Source organism: Peribacillus sp. P4_C12, from assembly GCF_056402095.1.
The window spans coordinates 1-16,145 of sequence record NZ_JBFUIB010000005.1; the positions used below are offsets into that span (position 1 = coordinate 1).

At 40.2% G+C, this 16,145-nt stretch carries 15 protein-coding genes, 1 rRNA gene and 1 other annotated feature; all 16 genes read left to right on the forward strand.

Translation table 11 applies throughout. The features are described from left to right. Positions 1-89 precede the first annotated feature (89 nt). The 16 genes from rrf (at position 90) to AC1DUW_RS02605 (ending at position 16,097) form a co-directional block, all read left to right on the forward strand. A 5S ribosomal RNA gene (rrf, locus tag AC1DUW_RS02530) occupies positions 90-205 on the forward strand. Between the two features lie 349 nt (positions 206-554). Beyond that, a complete protein-coding gene (locus AC1DUW_RS02535) occupies positions 555-1,016 on the forward strand; it encodes a CtsR family transcriptional regulator (protein ID WP_053349092.1) in 462 nt (153 codons plus the stop codon). Between the two features lie 20 nt (positions 1,017-1,036). Continuing rightward, positions 1,037-1,588 (forward strand): UvrB/UvrC motif-containing protein, encoded by a 552-nt coding sequence (locus AC1DUW_RS02540; RefSeq protein WP_201188188.1) that lies wholly within the window; start codon positions 1,037-1,039, stop codon positions 1,586-1,588. After that, positions 1,585-2,661 (forward strand): protein arginine kinase, encoded by a 1,077-nt coding sequence (locus tag AC1DUW_RS02545; RefSeq protein ID WP_053349090.1) that lies wholly within the window; start codon positions 1,585-1,587, stop codon positions 2,659-2,661. The genes AC1DUW_RS02540 and AC1DUW_RS02545 overlap by 4 nt, the downstream gene beginning before the upstream one ends. A 118-nt stretch (positions 2,662-2,779) precedes the next feature. Then, positions 2,780-5,221: an ATP-dependent protease ATP-binding subunit ClpC gene (gene clpC, locus AC1DUW_RS02550; RefSeq protein ID WP_053349089.1), complete on the forward strand. Its 2,442-nt coding sequence runs from the start codon at positions 2,780-2,782 to the stop codon at positions 5,219-5,221. 233 nt (positions 5,222-5,454) lie between these two features. Then, a complete protein-coding gene (gene radA, locus AC1DUW_RS02555) occupies positions 5,455-6,849 on the forward strand; it encodes a DNA repair protein RadA (protein WP_053349088.1) in 1,395 nt (464 codons plus the stop codon). Continuing rightward, positions 6,846-7,919 (forward strand): DNA integrity scanning diadenylate cyclase DisA, encoded by a 1,074-nt coding sequence (gene disA / locus AC1DUW_RS02560; protein WP_053349087.1) that lies wholly within the window; start codon positions 6,846-6,848, stop codon positions 7,917-7,919. Before radA ends, disA begins: the two co-directional genes overlap by 4 nt. Positions 7,920-8,145: 226 nt before the next feature. Next, positions 8,146-9,243: a PIN/TRAM domain-containing protein gene (locus tag AC1DUW_RS02565; protein WP_053349086.1), complete on the forward strand. Its 1,098-nt coding sequence runs from the start codon at positions 8,146-8,148 to the stop codon at positions 9,241-9,243. A 21-nt stretch (positions 9,244-9,264) separates the two neighbouring features. Beyond that, positions 9,265-9,945: a 2-C-methyl-D-erythritol 4-phosphate cytidylyltransferase gene (gene ispD / locus AC1DUW_RS02570; RefSeq protein ID WP_053349085.1), complete on the forward strand. Its 681-nt coding sequence runs from the start codon at positions 9,265-9,267 to the stop codon at positions 9,943-9,945. A 17-nt stretch (positions 9,946-9,962) separates the two neighbouring features. Continuing rightward, positions 9,963-10,442: a 2-C-methyl-D-erythritol 2,4-cyclodiphosphate synthase gene (gene ispF, locus AC1DUW_RS02575; RefSeq protein ID WP_053349084.1), complete on the forward strand. Its 480-nt coding sequence runs from the start codon at positions 9,963-9,965 to the stop codon at positions 10,440-10,442. Between the two features lie 90 nt (positions 10,443-10,532). Continuing rightward, positions 10,533-11,990: a glutamate--tRNA ligase gene (gene gltX / locus AC1DUW_RS02580; protein ID WP_477641943.1), complete on the forward strand. Its 1,458-nt coding sequence runs from the start codon at positions 10,533-10,535 to the stop codon at positions 11,988-11,990. A 42-nt stretch (positions 11,991-12,032) separates the two neighbouring features. Next, positions 12,033-12,282 (forward strand) — a binding site (T-box leader). Positions 12,283-12,367: 85 nt separating this feature from the next. Further along, entirely contained in the window at positions 12,368-13,018 is a 651-nt protein-coding gene (cysE, locus tag AC1DUW_RS02585) for a serine O-acetyltransferase (protein WP_053349082.1), read from the forward strand. Position 13,019: 1 nt separating this feature from the next. Beyond that, on the forward strand, positions 13,020-14,417 hold the full coding sequence (gene cysS / locus AC1DUW_RS02590; RefSeq protein ID WP_053349081.1) for a cysteine--tRNA ligase: 1,398 nt from the start codon (positions 13,020-13,022) through the stop codon (positions 14,415-14,417). 3 nt (positions 14,418-14,420) lie between these two features. Further along, positions 14,421-14,843, forward strand: coding sequence for a Mini-ribonuclease 3 (locus AC1DUW_RS02595; RefSeq protein WP_053349080.1), 423 nt, complete (start codon positions 14,421-14,423; stop codon positions 14,841-14,843). Further along, positions 14,840-15,583 (forward strand): 23S rRNA (guanosine(2251)-2'-O)-methyltransferase RlmB, encoded by a 744-nt coding sequence (gene rlmB, locus AC1DUW_RS02600; protein WP_053349079.1) that lies wholly within the window; start codon positions 14,840-14,842, stop codon positions 15,581-15,583. Before AC1DUW_RS02595 ends, rlmB begins: the two co-directional genes overlap by 4 nt. Positions 15,584-15,587: 4 nt before the next feature. Continuing rightward, entirely contained in the window at positions 15,588-16,097 is a 510-nt protein-coding gene (locus AC1DUW_RS02605) for an NYN domain-containing protein (protein WP_053349078.1), read from the forward strand. Positions 16,098-16,145 lie beyond the last annotated feature (48 nt).

Genomic DNA, 16,145 nt, shown 5'->3' on the forward strand with positions numbered 1-16,145 from the left:
GATACTAATAGATCGAGGACTTAACCACGCTTTAAAAAATGAAATACCTTCTTATTATCTAGTTTTGAAGGAACAACGTTCCTTTATTGTTTGGTGGCGATAGCGAAGAGGTCACACCCGTTCCCATTCCGAACACGGCAGTTAAGCTCTTCAGCGCCGATGGTAGTTGGGGGTTTCCCCCTGTGAGAGTAGGACGCCGCCAAGCCATTCAAAAAGATCAGCCATCCTTGGCTGGTCTTTTTTCTTTTACAAATAGATAGCGATTTAAAGATCAGCAAAGATGTTGGTCTTCTTTGTATTTGACCAGGTGTTTGGATTCGGCAGGAGAATTAATACACGTAATAGAATATTCTATTATAAAATAGGTTTTGTGTTTAACTGTTTAGGGTATTTATGTAAGATATTTAAATTTTAGTGTGCATTAGGGTATGTAAGTACATATAATTTGGAGAAAATGGATAATACATTTAAATGAGTGCATTTAAGTTGCAAAATGCATTTTTCCTTGTATAATAATAGTCAAATATAGTCAAAGTCAGATTGGAGGAGGCTGAGTGAGAAACATATCTGATATTATCGAAACTTATTTGAAACAAGTACTAGAAATAAGTCAGAAAGATATCTTAGAAATTAAAAGAAGTGAAATAGCAGATAAATTTCAGTGTGTTCCTTCTCAAATCAATTACGTAATTAATACCAGGTTTACAATCGAAAGAGGTTATGTTGTAGAGAGTAAGCGTGGAGGCGGCGGTTATATACGGATCATGAAAGTGAAATCGCAGGATTACGTGCATCTTATTAACCAATTATTATCCCTTATTGGTTCTAGGGTAACCCAATCGATGGCTGAAGGAGTTATTTCTCGGCTTATGAGTGAAGAAGTTATAAATGAAAGAGAAGCCAAGATCATGATGAGCGTCATTGATAGATCGGTGATTTATATAGATTTACCCGATCGAGATGAGCTTAGGGCAAGGATTTTAACTGCGATGCTTACAACTTTAAAATATAAATAAGACTGGCAGAGGTGATGAACATGATTTGCCAAGAATGTCATCAAAGGCCTGCTACCCTGCACTTCACCAAGATCATTAATGGAAAAAAAACCGAGGTTATGATTTGTGAGAAATGTGCTCAGGAAAAAGGTGAAATGGCTATGGTTGCAGGAGGACATGGTTTTTCAATAAATAATTTGTTAGCAGGATTGTTGAATATGGAGTCGAATATTCAACAGACGAAGGCAAATGCATTTCCTAAGACAGAAGAGAAGCGCTGCCCTCATTGTCACCGATCCTATAAAGAGTTTGTCCACCTTGGTAAATTTGGATGTGCTGAATGTTATAAAACTTTCAATGATCAATTAAATCCGATTTTAAAGAGGGTTCATAGCGGCAACATTGCACATATAGGTAAAATTCCAAAAAGGATTGGTGGCACCATTTATCTTCGAAAACAAATTTCAGATTTGAAAGAGGTTTTAAAGATTCACATCAATCAAGAGGAATTTGAGAAAGCAGCAGAAGTAAGAGATAAGGTTCGCTCCCTTGAAAAAAGGTATGAAGCACAAGAGGGAGGCGACGAATTATGAGTTTAGAAAAGTTTGTAGAAAACGCCTTGAGTTCCTGGATGAGTGCCGAAGGGCCTGAAATTGATATTGTATTAAGTTCTAGAATTCGGTTGGCCAGGAACTTCAAAGATTTCACCTTTCCTACCTCCTTTTCTAACGAAGAAGCTAAAGAAATCATTGAATTAGTAAAAAAAAGAATTGAAGAGGAAGTTACCCCGGAGATTGGCAAACTTGAACTTCTAGAGATTGACCAAATCCAACCACTAGAAAAGCGTGTTCTCGTTGAAAAGCATTTAATCAGTCCTCATTTAGTTGATGAATCAGCAAAAGGTGCTTGTCTTCTCTCGGAAAATGAAGAAATAAGTATCATGATCAATGAAGAGGATCATCTCCGTATTCAGTGTTTAATGTCTGGGTTGCAGCTAAAAGAAACGTTAAAGCTCGCAAATGTTCTTGACGATTGGATTGAAGAATCCATAGACTATGCATATGATGAAGAAAGAGGATACTTAACTAGTTGTCCAACTAATGTGGGAACAGGATTAAGGGCTTCGGTCATGATGCATCTGCCGGGCCTAGTCCTTACACAGCAGATGAATCAAATTATACCGGCTATCAATCAATTAGGGTTGGTAGTTCGAGGGATTTATGGAGAGGGCAGTCAAGCGTTAGGGAATATCTTTCAAATCTCTAATCAAATTACTCTCGGAAAGTCTGAAAGAGACATTGTTGAAGATCTAACGAGTGTAGTTCAACAAATCATTGCCCAGGAAAGGTCAGCAAGGGATGCATTAGTGAAGACCTCTCACATACAATTAGAAGATAGAGTTTACCGTTCTTATGGGATTTTGTCTAATGCTCGAGTCATTGAGACTAAGGAAGCAACTACCTGTATCTCCGATGTTAGGTTAGGTATAGATCTTGGGTATATAAAAAATATTTCTAAAAGCATCTTAAATGAGTTGATGATATTAACTCAGTCAGGATTTTTACAAAAATACGCAGGTGGCCCATTAAGATCCCATGAAAGGGATATCCGTAGAGCAGCACTCATTCGAGAACGCTTAAACTTCACGGAAACTTCCTCCTCATAGAGGGTAATTACCTCTGAGTGAGTACCTATATTCATGTAATAAATGTAGTGCAATGAAGCTTCTGCCGTTACTTAGAGTAGCTTTACTCAAAACGAAAATTATTAAGGAGGAATTCCCTATGATGTTTGGTCGTTTTACTGAAAGAGCCCAGAAAGTATTAGCATTAGCCCAAGAAGAAGCAATCCGCTTAGGACATAATAATATTGGTACAGAACATATTTTGTTAGGCCTGGTTCGAGAAGGCGATGGTATTGCAGCTAAAGCGTTATATGCTCTTGGTTTAGGAGCGGAAAAAATCCAGAAAGAAGTAGAAAATCTGATTGGCCGTGGACAGGATACTGCCCAAACAATACACTATACCCCAAGAGCTAAAAAAGTCATTGAGCTTTCTATGGATGAAGCAAGAAAATTAGGCCATTCATATGTTGGGACAGAGCATGTACTTCTTGGTCTAATACGAGAAGGCGAAGGTGTTGCAGCCCGAGTACTGAACAACCTTGGAGTAAGCTTAAATAAAGCACGCCAGCAGGTATTACAACTGTTAGGCAGTAATGAATCAGGTGGACATCAGGGGTCAGCAGCCTCAAATGCAAGCACACCAACCCTGGATAGTCTTGCCCGAGATTTAACGGCGATTGCTCGTGAAGGCAGCCTGGATCCTGTTATCGGAAGAAGCAAGGAAATACAGAGAGTCATTGAGGTATTAAGTCGTCGTACAAAAAATAACCCAGTATTAATCGGTGAACCTGGGGTTGGTAAAACAGCCATCGCTGAAGGTCTTGCTCAACAGATCATTAATAATGAGGTACCTGAAATCCTGCGCGATAAACGCGTTATGACACTTGATATGGGTACTGTTGTAGCTGGTACGAAATATCGTGGTGAGTTTGAGGACCGTTTAAAGAAAGTAATGGACGAAATTCGTCAGGCAGGCAATATCATCTTATTCATCGATGAGTTGCACACATTGATTGGTGCTGGCGGGGCTGAAGGTGCCATTGATGCTTCTAATATCCTTAAACCTTCATTGGCCCGTGGTGAATTACAATGTATCGGTGCAACGACTTTGGATGAGTACCGTAAATATATCGAAAAAGACGCTGCGCTCGAACGACGCTTTCAACCAATTCAAGTCGACGAGCCAACGATGGAAGAGTCCATTCAAATATTGAAGGGTTTACGTGACCGGTATGAAGCCCATCACCGCGTTTCAATTACGGATGAAGCGATTGACGCTGCAGTTAAATTATCTGATCGTTATATTTCCGATCGCTTCTTACCGGATAAAGCGATTGACTTGATTGATGAAGCAGGTTCAAAAGTACGGTTACGCTCATATACAACACCACCAAACTTAAAAGAACTTGAAGTGAAACTAGATGATGTTCGTAAGGAAAAGGACGCTTCCGTTCAAAGTCAAGAGTTTGAAAAAGCTGCTTCACTTCGCGATACAGAACAACGTTTAAGAGAACAATTGGAAGAAACGAAGAAAACATGGAAAGAAAAACAAGGGCAAGAGAATAGTGAAGTGACAGTGGACGATATTGCCCATGTCGTTTCCAGCTGGACTGGAGTCCCGGTCACTAAACTGGCGCAAACTGAGTCTGATAAACTGCTTAATATGGAATCAATCCTCCATGATCGTGTAATTGGGCAGGAAGAAGCCGTCATAGCAGTCTCTAAAGCGGTACGGCGTGCAAGAGCAGGATTGAAAGATCCTAAGCGTCCAATCGGTTCATTCATCTTCTTGGGGCCTACAGGAGTTGGTAAAACCGAGCTTGCCCGTGCTCTAGCTGAATCCATCTTTGGTGATGAAGATGCCATGATAAGGATCGACATGTCTGAATATATGGAGAAACATTCAACTTCACGTCTTGTTGGATCCCCTCCAGGATATGTAGGATACGAAGAAGGCGGACAGTTAACAGAAAAAGTGCGGAGAAAACCATATTCCGTCGTTCTGCTTGATGAAATTGAAAAGGCACATCCAGATGTTTTTAATATTCTTCTTCAAGTACTAGAAGACGGAAGGCTGACAGACTCTAAAGGCCGTACTGTTGATTTTAGGAATACGATTCTGATTATGACTTCAAATGTTGGGGCTTCTGCATTAAAAATTGATAAGTATGTCGGCTTTAACATCCAGGACACTGGCCAGGACTACAAAAATATGAAAGGGAAAGTGATGGAAGAACTTAAACGTGCCTTCCGTCCAGAATTCCTGAATCGTATTGATGAAACCATCGTGTTCCACGCGTTAGAGAAAGATCACTTGAAACAAATTGTTACATTAATGTCTAATCAGCTGACTACCCGTTTGAAAGAACAGGAAATATACTTGGAGCTGACAGATGCGGCTAGAGAAAAAATTGCTACGGAAGGCTTTGATCCTGAATACGGAGCACGTCCAATCCGAAGAGCGCTTCAGAAACATGTAGAAGATTATTTGTCCGAAGAGTTGCTTAAAGGTAATGTGAAAAAAGGGCAAACGGTCGTGATGGACGTTGTGAATAATGAGTTTGCAATCCGACAAGGCGAACCTGTTAACGTAAGTGAATAATCTGATTCTAAACTTCGAGGTACACGCAGATTTTTTGCAGTGTACCTCTGTTTTTTATTCATAGGTAGAAATGTTCATATTTAAAATTTTTAGCAATCAATATCTGGCGAAAAAAAAGGAAATATGGGTGCAGAAGTTATTTTCTAAAAAACTTATCATTAAGAAGGTTTAAATAAAACCGAGATATAATATCCTTTATATAGGTATTTTTTCAAATAGGAAGAGGAGTAATTATGGCTGCAAAAAAGAAAACTAAGTTTATGTGTCAGTCTTGTGGGTATGAATCGGCGAAGTGGATGGGAAAATGCCCGGGCTGTGGAGAATGGAATAAGATGGTCGAGGAAACCGAAATTGTTAAACCGGCTAGAAAAGGAGCTTTTACTCATTCAGAGGTTAGAGGTTCAGGGGAACGTGAGAAGGCGGCACCTATAACTACTATTCAGTCAGACAAGGAACCTCGGATTAAGACAGATTTAATGGAATTGAATCGTGCGCTTGGTGGCGGGATTGTGCAGGGGTCACTTGTGTTAATTGGAGGAGATCCGGGTATTGGTAAATCTACCCTACTTTTGCAAGTATCTTCACAGTTGGCGCATAAACAGAAAAAAGTGCTATATATTTCAGGTGAAGAATCAGTTAAACAGACCAAACTGAGAGCAGACCGGCTTGGGGTTATGTCAGAAAATCTATTCGTTTATGCAGAAACTGATATGGATTATATCCAACAGGCAATTCAAGAGGTAAATCCGGATTTAGTTATTATTGATTCAATTCAAACGGTGTATCATTCTGAAGTGACTTCCGCGCCGGGAAGTGTTTCACAAGTAAGGGAATGTACGGCATCGCTCATGCGTATTGCGAAGACGAATGGAATTGCGATCTTTATCGTCGGGCATGTTACGAAAGAAGGGGCGATTGCCGGGCCAAGGTTGCTTGAGCATATGGTAGACACTGTTTTATATTTCGAAGGAGAAAGACACCATACATATCGAATTATACGCGCGGTCAAAAACCGCTTTGGTTCGACAAATGAGATGGGTATTTTTGAAATGAAGGAACATGGTCTAGAAGAAGTCGCGAATCCCTCAGAAATTTTCCTTGAGGAACGGTCACAAGGAGCTTCGGGATCTACCGTTGTTGCGTCAATGGAAGGAACAAGACCGGTGCTTGTCGAAATTCAGGCATTAATTTCGCCGACGAGTTTTGGAAATCCAAGGCGAATGGCTACTGGAATTGATCACAATAGGGTCTCGCTTTTAATGGCGGTCTTGGAAAAGAGAGTGGGTTTGTTATTACAAAACCAAGATGCGTACCTAAAGGTTGCTGGAGGTGTCAAGCTGGATGAACCGGCAATTGATCTGGCTGTGGCAATTAGCATTGCCTCAAGCTTCCGTGATAAACCAACAAATCCCGCCGATTGCATCATTGGAGAAGTTGGGTTAACGGGGGAAGTAAGAAGGGTGTCCCGGATTGAACAACGAGTACAGGAAGCAGCAAAACTGGGGTTTGAACGGGTCATTATACCAGCTAATAATATAGGTGGATGGACAGCTCCAAAGGGTATTAAGATCGTTGGGGTTTCATCGGTTTCGGAGGCTCTTCATCAATCGTTAGGGGGGGAAAGATGACAGATAAAAAAGGGTATGAGAAAACAAAATTGGAGATTTTGCAAATTGTAGCCCCGGGTACCCCGCTTCGGGAAGGCATTGAAAATGTCCTGAGGGCAAATACGGGTGGATTGATTGTAGTTGGATATAACGAAAAGGTGCGCACAATTGTAGATGGTGGCTTCCAAATTAACTGTAACTGTACCCCAAGTACATTATATGAGCTGGCGAAGATGGACGGAGCCATCATTTTAAATGAAAAGGCAGATACTATCATTTTCGCCAATGCTCAATTAGTACCTGATAATAGTACACCCTCCACTGAAACAGGTATGCGGCACCGGACAGCGGAACGTGTAGCTAGAGAGACCAAGTCTTTAGTAATTGCAATCTCACAACGTCGAAATGTAATTACTTTATATCAAGGTAATTTTCGATATGCCCTTAAAGATATTGGTGTCATACTCGCTAAGGCTAATCTAGCCATTCAAACCTTGGAAAAATATAAGGTGGTTCTGCAGCAGAGCATATCGGTGTTAGGAGCTCTGGAATTTGAAGAACTTGTGACCTATGCTGACCTTTTACAAGTATTTCATCGTTATGTTATGGTTCTTCGAATCAAAGCGGAGTTACTTACCTACCTAAATGAACTCGGTACAGAAGGACGGTTGATCCGTCTGCAAATGAACGAAATTCTGGCGGATATTGAAACGGAAGGAAAATGGCTTATCAAGGATTATACCTCTAGTAATGATGAAAAACCTGAAGAAATCATCTTCCGGCTTCAAGAGTTGGCCATGCAGGAACAATTGGACGAAAGCATACTTTTAAAAGTACTGGGCTATCATGGTTACATTCATCTTGATGAGGCTATACATGCCCGTGGATACCGGATTCTTCATAAAATCCCACGCTTGCCGGGTTTGATCATTGAAAATTTAGTGAAACAGTTCGAAAGCTTTAAGGAGGTCAATAAAGCGACGGTTGAAGATCTTGACGATGTAGAAGGTATTGGGGAAGTCCGTGCCAATAAAATTAGAGAAGGACTTCGTATTTTGAAAAATCAGCTTGTCACAAATCGAAGGATGTAAGGTGCAAACTTGCATCTGAATTTTCCTATATTAGCTTTAAATTGATTAGTGTTTATTTTTGACACTCAAAACTTAGGGTGCTAGGCTAATAATACGAAAAAGAGAAGGAATCATATTTGTAAATCCACTAATTCCTTAGGTGAATTTCACGTATATAATGAAAACGAATTTTCGAAGGTTTCATTTTTTTTTATTGGTCAATAATGAGTAGAGGGAGGTGAAAGGGATGTTAAAACGCATTATACAAGCATGCTTCTTAATAGTCGGTGGGACACTTGGTATGTTACTTATTCCGGAATTATTAACTGTTTTACATGCAGATGATATTGCTTTAATAAACAATCCTTATGTAAGTGTACTGTTGGGTGCCATTATCTTTTATCTTATTACTTTTTGGGCAGTAGATCATGTGATCTATTTTATGAAGTGGCTGGAGGAACAGCTTGTTAAGATACCAAGTACGGATATAATCTTTGGCAGCGTCGGTCTTTTAGTAGGACTACTTGCGGCATTTTTAGTTGGATCCGCTTTTAGTGCAATTAGGGTGCCCATTTTAAATACAGTAGTTCCTATCATCCTTACGCTTTTGTTTGGTTATCTTGGGTTTCAGGTTGGCTTTAAAAAACGTGATGAACTATTGAATTTATTTACGAAAAATAATAAGAAAAAAACTTCAGACGGTGAAGAAAATGAAGAGGACGAAGAAGGTTACAGCAAGCGATTGAAGATCCTCGATACAAGCGTTATTATTGACGGTAGAATTGCAGATATCTGTCAGACAGGCTTCCTAGAGGGGACCATAGTAATACCACAATTCGTATTAAACGAGCTTCAGCACATTGCTGATTCCTCAGATGCTTTGAAAAGGAACCGCGGTAGACGTGGATTGGATATCCTTAACCGGATTCAAAAAGAACTACCGATTAAAGTAGAGATGTACGAAGGGGATTTTGAAGACATCCAAGAAGTGGACAGTAAATTAGTGAAGCTTGCCAAAATATCAGGTGGGATGGTTGTTACAAATGACTTTAATTTAAATAAAGTATGCGAGTTTCAAAATGTAGCAGTCCTTAATATTAATGACCTGGCGAATGCTGTTAAACCGGTTGTACTTCCTGGGGAAGAAATGAATGTGCAAGTCATTAAGGATGGGAAAGAGCAGAATCAAGGCATTGCTTATTTAGATGACGGTACGATGATTGTTGTCGAAGGTGGCCGTGATCATATTGGAAAACGCATTGATGTACTTGTGACAAGTGTACTGCAAACCTCAGCAGGTCGGATGATTTTTGCTAAACCGAAACTATTAGAAAAAGCATTATAAAGAAGAGTAGGAGAAACCGTTATGTTTTATGAAGTAGTGATACCTGCAGCTGGACAAGGAAAACGAATGAAAGCGGGCAAGAATAAACTTTTTATTGAACTATCAGGTACCCCGATTATTGTTTATACACTTCGTGTTTTTGAAGAAGATCCTAACTGTCGGGGGATTATCCTTTCGATAAATCCGGCAGAAGAGGATTATTTCATACAAATGATAGAGACTTATGACCTTAAGAAGGTCAAGAAACTCGTGACAGGTGGCAAGGAACGTCAACAGAGTGTTTATAATGGGCTAAAACATGCAGGAGAAGAAATTATCCTGGTCCACGACGGCGCTCGCCCTTTTATCGACCAGGTGCAAATCAGTGAATTAACGTCTTCTGCTTCCCTTCATGGAGGGGCGGTCATTGCGGTTCCAGTAAAGGATACTATAAAAAAAGCCGCCGATAAAAAGGTTCTAGAAACGGTGGAACGATCAAGCTTGTGGGCGGTACAAACTCCACAAGCTTTTCGTGTATCTATATTAAAAAGGGCGCATGAACAGGCGGAGTTAGAGTCATTTTTAGGTACGGACGATTCAAGTTTGCTAGAACGGATCAACGAACAGGTAGTTATTATTGAAGGCAATTATGATAATATTAAAATTACGACACAGGAAGACCTTTATTTTGCAGAAGCGATTTTACATAAACAACAACTTTGATGATAGGGGAGAATAAGATGTTTCGAATTGGACAAGGATATGACGTTCATCAGCTTGTAGAGGGAAGACCTTTAATTATTGGTGGGATTACAATTCCTTATGAGAAAGGGTTACTTGGCCATTCGGATGCGGATGTGCTTCTACATACTGTTGCCGATGCTTGCTTAGGGGCAATTGGTGCAGGAGATATTGGTAAGCATTTTCCGGATACTGACCCGGAATTTAAAGGCGCTGATTCGGCAAAACTGCTGCAGTATATTTGGGCGATTGTAAAAAAAGAAGGCTATGTACTAGGGAATGCTGATTGTACAATCATTGCACAAAGTCCGAAGATGGCTCCATATATTGAAGAAATGCGAGTCAGGATTGCAGAACTTTTAGATGCTTCAGTTGATCAAATCAATGTAAAAGCAACCACAACCGAGAAGCTTGGATTTACTGGCAGAAGTGAAGGAATTGCGGCACAGGCTGTTGTCTTATTGGTTAAATCAAACTAAATTCGTTTTTAGAGTGGATGCCTTTATCCCAATGAATTTAAATGATAAAATAAACGATAGAAAAGAAAGACTGGGAGGTCTAGATATATCATGAGCAGCGATATTCGAGTTCGCTATGCACCGAGTCCGACTGGACATTTACATATAGGAAATGCACGGACGGCTTTATTTAATTATTTATACGCACGAAATAAGGGCGGGAAATTCATCATCCGGATTGAAGATACCGACAAAAAGAGAAATATTGAAGGCGGCGAAGAAAGTCAGCTGAAATATTTAAAATGGCTTGGTATGGACTGGGACGAAGGTGTTGATATTGGCGGGGAATATGGCCCGTATCGTCAATCAGAGAGAAACGACCTGTACCAAGGATTGTATCAAGAGCTTCTGAACAAGGGCTTGGCTTATAAATGCTATTGTACGGAAGAGGAACTTGAAGCAGAGCGGGAAGGACAGGTTGAACGTAATGAAACACCAAAGTATTCAGGGAAGTGCAGGCATTTAACTGATAAAGAGCAAGTGAAACTAGAGGCAGAAGGCAGAAAGCCTAGCGTTCGTTTTGCCGTTCCTTCGGGTAAGGTCCTTACGTTCAAAGATATGGTTAAGGATGACGTATCGTTTGAGACAGATGGTTTTGGAGACTTTGTTATCGTTAAAAAAGATGGTATTCCAACTTATAACTTTGCGGTAGCGGTGGATGATCACTTGATGAAGATTTCCCATGTTCTTCGCGGTGATGATCATATCTCCAATACTCCAAAGCAATTAATGATTTATGAAGCGTTCGGTTGGGAACCGCCTGTGTTCGGTCATATGACTCTAATTGTAAATGAAAGCCGAAAAAAACTAAGTAAACGTGATGAATCGATTATTCAATTCATTGAGCAATATGAAGAGCTGGGTTATTTGCCTGAAGCGTTATTCAACTTCATTACTTTACTAGGATGGTCACCGGGCGGCGAGGAAGAGATCTTCTCAAAAGAAGAGTTTATTAATCTTTTTGATGCTGATCGATTGTCTAAATCGCCTGCACTTTTCGATAAGCAAAAGCTTACTTGGATGAATAACCAATATGTGAAGCAATTGGATGAGGATCGTGCAGTGGAATTGTCTATGCCACATTTAATCAAGGCTGGGAAGGTTTCTGCGTCCCTAACTGCTGAAGAAGAAGAGTGGGTACACGGGCTTGTTTCTCTTTATCAAGAGCAGATGAGCTATGGAGCGGAAATTGTTGAGCTGTCTGAACTATTTTTCAAGGATGAGGTCGAGTTTGAGACTGAAGCGAAAGAAGTCCTAGCAGAAGAACAAGTACCAGAAGTCATGAATGCTTTCCTTCAAGAAATCGAAGGGCTGGAGGAATTTAAGGCCGACGAAATCAAGAAGTCAATTAAAGCTGTACAAAAAAGCACAGGGCATAAAGGGAAAAAATTATTTATGCCAATTCGTGCAGCTGTGACTGGTCAAACACATGGACCTGACTTGCCTAAAGCTATTTCATTACTTGGCAAAGAAAAAATTAAACAACGTATTCAAAGTATTTTATATTAACAATTTGTCAAAAATGTAATATAGTATTTAATAATCTTACAAAAGAACGCGTAGATGGGGAGAAGTAAGTAAACGAAGCTTATTAGAGAGAACCATAACCTGCTGAAAGTGGTTCAAGCCTCTCGTTTTCTGAAATGCACCCTTGAGTCCTTTGCTGAACTAACCTCTAGTAGGCACAGGCGGAATATCCTCCGTTATAGGGATAAAAGTTGGGAATGGAAAAAAAGGGGTGCTTTTTACCTGCTGGAAACCATTCCAAACAGAGTGGAACCGCGCTTAGAGCGTCTCTGTCTATTAGGACAGAGACGCTTTTTTATATGCTTTAAAAGGTTTATGAGGGGATGCTGGATAAGGAAGGAACATAGGGGGGAATCATTTTGTTAAAGATGTTTAAAGAGGATATCGAAGTGGTTTTTGATCAAGATCCTGCTGCGCGTAGTTATTTGGAAGTTATTTTAACGTATGCTGGTTTACATGCAATTTGGAGTCATAGAATGGCTCACGCACTTTTCAAGAAGAAGTTTTTTTTCCTAGCGAGAAGTATTTCTCAGATCAGTCGGTTTTTTACCGGGATTGAAATTCACCCAGGGGCTACTATAGGCCGTCGATTTTTCATTGATCATGGAATGGGGATCGTCATTGGTGAAACATGTGAAATTGGCGACAATGTGTCTGTCTTTCAAGGGGTCACGCTTGGAGGAACAGGTAAGGAAAAGGGAAAACGCCATCCTACGATAAAAGATAATGTATTGATTGCAACAGGAGCAAAAGTGCTGGGTTCCATCACAGTTGGTGAAAACTCAAAAATCGGTGCAGGTTCTGTCGTTTTAAAGGAAGTACCTCCTAATTCAACGGTGGTAGGCATTCCAGGTAAAGTAGTCATTCGAGATGGTATCAAAATCAATAAAGACTTAAATCATTCAGATCTTCCTGATCCGATTGCTGACCGTTTTAAGGAAATGGATAAAGAAATCTTTGCCTTAAAAGCGAAGTTGGCTGAGCAGAGGCAGGAAGAAAGGAGTTTATAATATGGCAATTAAAATATATAACACAGTTACAAGACAGAAAGAAGCCTTCGTTCCGATTGAAGAAGGAAAGGTGAAAATGTATGTGTGCGGACCTACTGTCTACAATTACATTCATATTGGAAATGCTAGACCCGCAATAGTATTTGATACCGTTCGAAGATATTTAGATTATCGTGGGTATGAAGTTCAATTTGTTTCGAATTTCACAGACGTTGATGATAAACTCATTCGCGCAGCAAAAGAATTGGGGGAAGATGTCCCGACCATTTCAGAACGTTTTATTAAGGCGTATTTTGAAGACGTTTCTGCGCTTGGTTGCAAAAAGGCGGATGCACATCCGACCGTGATGGAGAACATGGATACAATTATTGAATTTATTTCGGCATTGATTGAAAAAGGATTCGCCTATGAATCTGAAGGTGATGTGTACTACCGAACTCGTAAATTTGAAGGGTATGGAAAGTTGTCCCACCAATCCATCGATGAGCTTCGAGTTGGGGCACGCATTGAAATTGGTGAGAAAAAACAAGATGCCCTTGATTTTGCCCTTTGGAAAGCGGCTAAGGAAGGTGAAATATCTTGGGAGAGTCCATGGGGTAAGGGGCGTCCCGGTTGGCATATCGAATGCTCTGCCATGGTCAGAAAGTATTTGGGCGATACAATTGATATACACGCAGGCGGCCAAGATCTAGCTTTTCCCCATCATGAAAATGAAATTGCACAATCTGAGGCATTAACGGGCAAGACCTTTGCGAATTATTGGATGCATAACGGGTATATCAATATTGATAATGAAAAAATGTCTAAGTCCTTAGGCAATTTTGTTCTTGTGCATGACATCATTCAGAAGCATGATCCACAAGTGTTACGCTTCTTCATGTTATCCGTACATTACCGCCATCCTATCAATTACAGCGAAGAAGTACTAGAGAATGTAAAAGCGGCACTTGATCGTTTAAGAACATCATACCAAAACTTAAAGCATCGTCTCCAAGTGAGTGATGGGTTGACTGAGAATAATGATGTTTGGCTGGAGAAAGTAAATGCGTTACATGAACAGTTCATTCAAGAAATGGACGATGATTTTAACACAGCTAACGCGATATCCATTCTCTTTGAACTGTCCAAGCAAGCAAACTATTACTTGATGGAGAAAAATACCGACAAGGAAGTCATTGAGGCTTTCCTTGAAGAATTCCAAACACTGTTTTCAGTTCTAGGTTTGTCTCTAGAAGAAGAAGGGTTGTTGGATGAAGAAATTGAAGGCTTGATTCAGCAGAGAATTCAAGCGCGGAAAGATCGCAACTTTGGGTTATCTGATGAAATTCGTGACCGCTTGAAAAACATGAATATTATATTAGAGGATACCCCTCAAGGTACAAGATGGAAAAGAGGGTAATTGATGCTTCATTACGATAATAAAGTAGATGAAAAAATGTTAAACAGTCTTGCTCTAGCCTATATAGGTGATGCCGTATATGAAACGTATATCCGGCATCATCTCATTCAAAAAGGAGCGGTCAAGCCTAATCTTCTTCACAAAAAAGCAACATCTTTTGTATCAGCTAAAGCTCAAAATAGGATTATTCATTTTTTCTTGGAGTCAGGTTGGTTATCAGAAGAAGAATCCGCTGTCGTCCGTCGCGGCCGTAATGCGAAATCCGGTTCGGTTCCGAAGAATACAGATGTGCAAACGTATCGTTACAGTACGGCCTTTGAGGCTCTTATGGGCTTTCTGTATTTATCAGGTCGAATAGAAAGAATGGAAGAGCTTATTAGAAAGTCTATTGAATTCATTGAAGAAGAAAAGGGGAGTAACCCATGAGTGAAGAATACATCATTGGAAGAAACCCCGTATTGGAAGCACTTCGCTCCGAACGGGATATAAATAAAATTTGGATAGCAGAAGGCTCACAAAAAGGGTCAATGCAACCACTAATTGGTCTTGCTAAAGAAAAGAAGGTATTTGTGCAAATTGTTCCAAAGAAAAAAATTGATCAAATGGCAGATGGTATTCATCAAGGTGTTGTCGCACAAGTGGCGGCTTATGAATATGTAGAATTGGATGACTTATTCGCCAAAGCGGCAGAACGGGATGAAGCGCCATTTTTCATGATTCTTGATGAAGTTGAAGATCCACATAATTTAGGATCAATTATGAGAACAGCAGATGCTGTCGGAGCCCATGGAATTATTATTCCAAAACGGAGAGCAGTGGGATTAACGGCAACAGTAGCGAAAGCATCGACCGGTGCAATTGAGTATATTCCAGTTGCTCGTGTTACGAATTTGGCACGAGCAGTTGAAGAGTTAAAAGAGCGTGGTGTCTGGATTGTCGGTACAGATGCGAAAGGTAGCGATGATTACCGTAACATGGACGGCAAGATGCCCATTGGACTTGTAATTGGTAGTGAAGGTAAAGGAATGGCCCGTTTAATGAAGGAAAAATGCGATTTCCTCATCCGTCTCCCTATGGTAGGACAAGTAACGTCGTTAAATGCATCGGTAGCAGCTGGTTTATTGATGTATGAGGTCTATAGAAAAAGAAATCCTTTAGGCCAATAATGGGATGAATATTCTGTTAGTGGACGGTTACAACATTATTGGGGCCTGGCCGGAACTGAGAGAATTGAAAGAACGGGATCTTGCTGCTGCAAGGGACCGGTTAATTGAAATGATGGCAGAATATCAAGCCTTTACCGGGTATCGCGTAATTGTCGTATTTGACGCCCAATATGTTCAAGGAATTGCCCGGATATTCAAAAATCATAAGGTTGATGTAATTTTTACAAAAGAAAATGAAACTGCTGATGAGAGAATAGAAAAGATGGCCATTGAACTGAATAATATCAAAACGCAGATTCAAGTGGCGACTTCTGACTTCACGGAGCAGTGGGTGATATTTGGCCAAGGGGCTCTAAGGAAATCTGCCCGCGAACTGCTTATTGAGATGGAAGAAATTCAAGGGGAAATTGAGAAAGATGTAAAAAAAACAACCATAATAAAACCCGCTGCTAAAATCCCTTTAAGTGAAGAAGTTGCAGAAATTTTCGAAAAATGGCGTCGAGGGAAGATTTGAACCATTGACGGGTAATTTTTACCTGCTGTATAATATTTCTATCTGAGT

What these genes read in the sequence shown, in the direction of transcription:
- AC1DUW_RS02545 (WP_053349090.1), top strand. Translation starts at nt 1,585, where the DNA reads ATGAGTTTAGAAAAGTTTGTAGAAAACGCCTTGAGTTCCTGGATGAGT.
- gltX (WP_477641943.1), top strand. Translation starts at nt 10,533, where the DNA reads ATGAGCAGCGATATTCGAGTTCGCTATGCACCGAGTCCGACTGGACAT.
- AC1DUW_RS02540 (WP_201188188.1), top strand. Translation starts at nt 1,037, where the DNA reads ATGATTTGCCAAGAATGTCATCAAAGGCCTGCTACCCTGCACTTCACC.
- AC1DUW_RS02565 (WP_053349086.1), top strand. Translation starts at nt 8,146, where the DNA reads ATGTTAAAACGCATTATACAAGCATGCTTCTTAATAGTCGGTGGGACA.
- AC1DUW_RS02595 (WP_053349080.1), top strand. Translation starts at nt 14,421, where the DNA reads ATGCTTCATTACGATAATAAAGTAGATGAAAAAATGTTAAACAGTCTT.
- AC1DUW_RS02605 (WP_053349078.1), top strand. Translation starts at nt 15,588, where the DNA reads ATGAATATTCTGTTAGTGGACGGTTACAACATTATTGGGGCCTGGCCG.
- clpC (WP_053349089.1), top strand. Translation starts at nt 2,780, where the DNA reads ATGATGTTTGGTCGTTTTACTGAAAGAGCCCAGAAAGTATTAGCATTA.
- ispF (WP_053349084.1), top strand. Translation starts at nt 9,963, where the DNA reads ATGTTTCGAATTGGACAAGGATATGACGTTCATCAGCTTGTAGAGGGA.
- radA (WP_053349088.1), top strand. Translation starts at nt 5,455, where the DNA reads ATGGCTGCAAAAAAGAAAACTAAGTTTATGTGTCAGTCTTGTGGGTAT.
- rlmB (WP_053349079.1), top strand. Translation starts at nt 14,840, where the DNA reads ATGAGTGAAGAATACATCATTGGAAGAAACCCCGTATTGGAAGCACTT.
- disA (WP_053349087.1), top strand. Translation starts at nt 6,846, where the DNA reads ATGACAGATAAAAAAGGGTATGAGAAAACAAAATTGGAGATTTTGCAA.
- cysS (WP_053349081.1), top strand. Translation starts at nt 13,020, where the DNA reads ATGGCAATTAAAATATATAACACAGTTACAAGACAGAAAGAAGCCTTC.
- ispD (WP_053349085.1), top strand. Translation starts at nt 9,265, where the DNA reads ATGTTTTATGAAGTAGTGATACCTGCAGCTGGACAAGGAAAACGAATG.